This is a genomic window from Parendozoicomonas sp. 209JJ7-1, from assembly GCF_058147085.1.
Genome location: NZ_JBYVJU010000037.1, coordinates 1 through 4,188, shown reverse-complemented (window position 1 = coordinate 4,188; position 4,188 = coordinate 1). Strand labels below are relative to the sequence as shown.

Here is a 4,188-nt window from a genome sequence, read left to right as displayed (position 1 = left end):
CGGTTACTTTGATGCTGATGCCAATATGCAACCGGCACCAATGAAGGTTGAACCAAATACTTTGCCCACTAAAGTGCCTGAAAATAGCTTGCTCGTTTTGTTTTTTGCTCTTTGCGCCAGATATGAATATGTAGAGAGGCAAAGAAATGATGAACACATAAAGCTCAAAACCAGAACCGTGAACTGCGGAAGTAATGGCTCTGAAACTACGATGAACTGTGGGAATAATGCTGTTGTAAATACGATGGCTTTGGGATTTGTAATTGAAACCAAAATACCTTGAAAATACAGGCTGATATTATGTTTCTTTCCTTTCTTGGTCTGTTTCAACTCTATTGGAGTTATACCTTTTCTCCATAAATTTACTCCCATATAAATGAGGTAAATTGCCCCTGCAGCTTTTATAACTGTAAAAGCAATGGAAGAATTCATAACAACGGCACTCAAGCCCAGAACAGAAAAACTGGACATTAAAAGCAAACCAGAAATATTCCCTAAAACATTTAACAATGATTTTCTGAAGCCAAACATCAAACTATTCGTCGATACCAGCAAAATTGCTGGACCTGGAGTTGCTGTGGCTAATAGAGCAATTGAGCAGAACGCTAACCAACTCTCGATTTGCATTGAACTCTCCTTAGGCAGCTAACGCCTAAATCAGGTGCGCCGTAGGCGTCACCTGGATTTACTTGTTACATGCTGGATACGGAGGACTGCAGATTTTAAGTTTTTAATTCAAAATTCGGTACGTATTTATATACACTGTCACATATTATGAATTTCAATTTTGTTTTATCAGCAATTTTCTTAGAAAAATCGATTTTGGCATTAGCAACTTTTGAATTCAATCCGGCACCACTTTTTTCAAATACATCCAATTCAAAGTCTTCTGTTTTTCCTTTTCCAATCATGTACACCATTAATACATCTTTGAGGCTGCCTGTCGTAATATCGTAATCTTGTGGAGCCTCGACAGTAACCACAACTCCAGTGTAATCTCGAATAAAGTATTCCTTTTTAGTAAGCCCTAAAACCGTACGGAAACGTACTACAAATTTTTCTCTACCAATAAAAATTTCTTTCTTAGTATAGAAGGACACAAACGTCAGAATTCCGGTAAGGATGATGAATGGCGAAATATGGTACACAGCTTCAGGTAACAAATAAGCTAAATAGATAAAACCTGAAAATAATGCAAAGAGAAAACACCCTGCAATTTTCAGAGCCTTTTCAGGCTGCCAAGTGAAGTGAAGAAAGTCAAAATATTCATCCATTAACACTTTTCCTTAGCAAGAAGTTGATTCAGTTTATATCTAATTTGTAGAAATTTTATTTTTATCATTGGCTCAATTTAATCGTTGAATTTAACTCAGACTTTAATTGAAGCATGTAACGCCTAAATCAGGTGCGCCGTAGGCGTCACCTGGATTACTTGTTAGCTTCATCTAGCTGCTCGGTAGCAGCAATGTTTGGACGTAATGAAGAGCTTGCTGATCTCGTTGACCGAAATACCGAGGAGCGTGATTCGCTAACCAAACCTCGTTGAAGTGTCTTTTGAAATCTTCATAAAGTTCTATCGGATATAGCTTTGCATTTACAACCCTACCGTCAGGATATTCGTGTTCATATGTTGGAAATGTATTTGGCTCAATTCCTTTATGATCCCGCAACCATTTACAGAAAATTCTACCTTCAGAAATATCTGGAACCATATCTTGTGGTAGCGTATAGCCCGCTTGTTCAAGAGGAGCAATTAAATTAAGAGTTAGTTCATTCAGCATTGAAAAGTGGGTATACGGAATTTTACTACGATTCTGCATATACCTATCGATATGAACGGGCATGACAGCTTTTGCGCCGCCTTGCTGCCATTCTGTAACCCATTGGGAAACTTTTACTGCAAATTTTGCAGAAAGCCACTGACCTAAGTTTATTGCAAGAAATGGATGAACCCAGGTTCCTTGGTATTTGGGATTGCCGCCACTTATAACGTGAATAAGTTGGTTTTCAGAAAGACCTGTTTGTGAAGATAACTCTGCAATAAAAGCTTGAGTATTTTGCAATACTTTGTAGTCAGAAAACCTTTTCCCGACAGATTGGCAAAGAGCCGTTGCACTAATATAACCATCTCTGGCTCTTTGAGGAATGATTTCTCCTTCCTCAACTCTTGGAATAAGTGCTAATTGATTCAAAGTTTACCTCGATGTTGATTTGATGGAGCTAACGCCTAAATCAGGTGCGCCGTAGGCGTCACCTGGATTTTTTTGTTAGGCTTTGACTGCGATTATTAACTATTTGAGTAGCAGCGTCTCGTTAATTGGAATAAATTCACTTGAAGCATCCATCAATGTTTTAGATGTTAAACTCGGTACACCATATACTTCAACCTTCTTTCCCCAATCAATTCGAAGCTTCTTGGCAAGAAGGTCGAAATCTCCATCTCCTGAAACTAAAACCACAATATCTACTAGATTTCCATATTCCATTGCATCGATGGTTATGCCTACATCCCAATCACCTTTCGCAGAACCATCAGACCTTTGTATGAAAGGTTTCAGCTTTACCTCAAAACCGATTGCTCTCAAAATATTTTGAAACTCACTCTGTTTTTTATCACCACGATCAATTGCATAAGCAATAGCCTTTACTACTTCTCTTCCAGCTGTGGCAGTCGTCCAAAACTTGTTGTAATCAAAGTTCCGTCTATAGGTTTGCTTTGATGTGTAATAAACGTTTTGTACATCAACAAATAGAGCAACTTTATCCATTTTTGGATTCCGGTGTTGTTGAGAAGCCTAACGCCTAAATCAGGTGCGCCGTAGGCGTCACCTGGATTTACTTGTTATAAGAAAATTAAAGTTGAGATCTGGAAGAGTTTTCTAATATTGCAATAATATCTTTGATACCTTCCATAGGAATTATTGCTAGGCCGTCAATTTTATCCAATTTACTTGGATCATTAAGATCGTTTAACTCATCAAAAGCCTCACCAGTTACAATCATTCCAAATCTTGTAATACCTGCTTTCTTGGCTTTAGCTTCATTCACTTCCGTTAAAACTATTGCCATACCTGACTTGGTTCTTGCACTGACCATGCTGATTTCTGATGGCCCTGGTTTAGAATTGTGATTCCATATAACCTTTAGATTTTTTATAAAAGTATTTATTTCATTATAATCAATGTAGTCGGCTTCAAATTTATTACTGTGCTTGGACTTATGTATTGAAACTTGTATTCCTTTTGCTTTTTTTGTGGAGCCTAGTTGACGTGAGCTTATAAACTCAAATTTTACTGGCTTTTTGTCAGCTGAAACGTACTCACCAATTGGCTTTGATTTTGTGTGTAATGTGACTCCTTTCTGATCTAAAAACCTTTCTATTGCGGTGTCCAATTCACTTGCTGCAAAAGTACTTGCTGAAGCAAGTGTAAGAAACGCTGTGAGAACTACTTTTTTCATTGTTACTCCATTGGTGGTTTTTGCTTATAACGCCTAAATCAGGTGCGCCGTAGGCGTCACCTGGATTTACTTGTTAGCCGCATGTTGATTGTTTTGCATTTGTTTTGATACAGAAACATCTGCGACGTTCTCTGAGTTTGCTAAACCGCTTACAACACCTGAATAGTCCGAAGTAGATTTGTTTTGGCTTAACTTGAAGTTACCAACGATACTTTCTATAACAACTTCTAAGCCAACAACTGCGTTAACGAGTTTTTCAGTAAAACCTTCTGGTGCATCAGAAACAGACCAAGGCATATTTTGGTTTAATTCATGGACGTCAGAAATATCGCTGAGAAGCTGTAAAATCCAACTGCTTTCGTGCTTGAAAGTAATGCGACCTCTAACATGAACGACAGAATAGTTCCATGTTGGAACAGCTTTTCCTGTCTCTTTCTTTGATGGATAGAAGTTCGGGCTGATATAAGCATTTGGCCCATGAAATATGAGCAGAATCTCTTGACCATCAGGGCATGTTTTCCATAACGGATTTGCTTTGGCTATGTGACTCTGTAAAGTTACCTGACCATTTTCATCTCTTTTCAGGTAAAAAGGAATATGATCTGCATCTATGAAATTCCCTGCCGAGCTTATCAGTGCCCCAAGCGGATAATCTTGAATGAGTTTATGTAAGACATCCAGATTTGTTTCTTTGAATTTAGTAGGAATGTGCATATTTACTCTTAGCGG

The 4,188-nt window shown here is 38.0% G+C and carries 6 protein-coding genes; all 6 read right to left on the bottom strand.

The genetic code is table 11. The features are described 5' to 3' along the window. Positions 1–3: 3 nt before the first annotated feature. A complete protein-coding gene (locus ACY2RQ_RS18935; RefSeq protein WP_490114572.1) occupies positions 4–627 on the bottom strand; it encodes a LysE family translocator in 624 nt (207 codons plus the stop codon). Between the two features lie 95 nt (positions 628–722). After that, positions 723–1,274 carry a hypothetical protein gene (locus ACY2RQ_RS18930; protein ID WP_490114571.1) on the bottom strand — a complete coding sequence of 184 codons (552 nt, stop codon included), beginning with the start codon at positions 1,272–1,274 and terminating at the stop codon, positions 723–725. A 171-nt stretch (positions 1,275–1,445) separates the two neighbouring features. Further along, entirely contained in the window at positions 1,446–2,192 is a 747-nt protein-coding gene (locus ACY2RQ_RS18925; protein WP_490114570.1) for a KilA-N domain-containing protein, read from the bottom strand. 99 nt (positions 2,193–2,291) lie between these two features. After that, positions 2,292–2,768: an NYN domain-containing protein gene (locus ACY2RQ_RS18920; RefSeq protein WP_490114569.1), complete on the bottom strand. Its 477-nt coding sequence runs from the start codon at positions 2,766–2,768 to the stop codon at positions 2,292–2,294. Positions 2,769–2,853: 85 nt separating this feature from the next. Beyond that, a complete protein-coding gene (locus ACY2RQ_RS18915) occupies positions 2,854–3,459 on the bottom strand; it encodes a hypothetical protein (protein ID WP_490114568.1) in 606 nt (201 codons plus the stop codon). Between the two features lie 66 nt (positions 3,460–3,525). After that, positions 3,526–4,188 (bottom strand): FMN-binding negative transcriptional regulator (locus ACY2RQ_RS18910; RefSeq protein ID WP_490114567.1); only part of this gene is annotated, 663 nt, incomplete at its 5' end.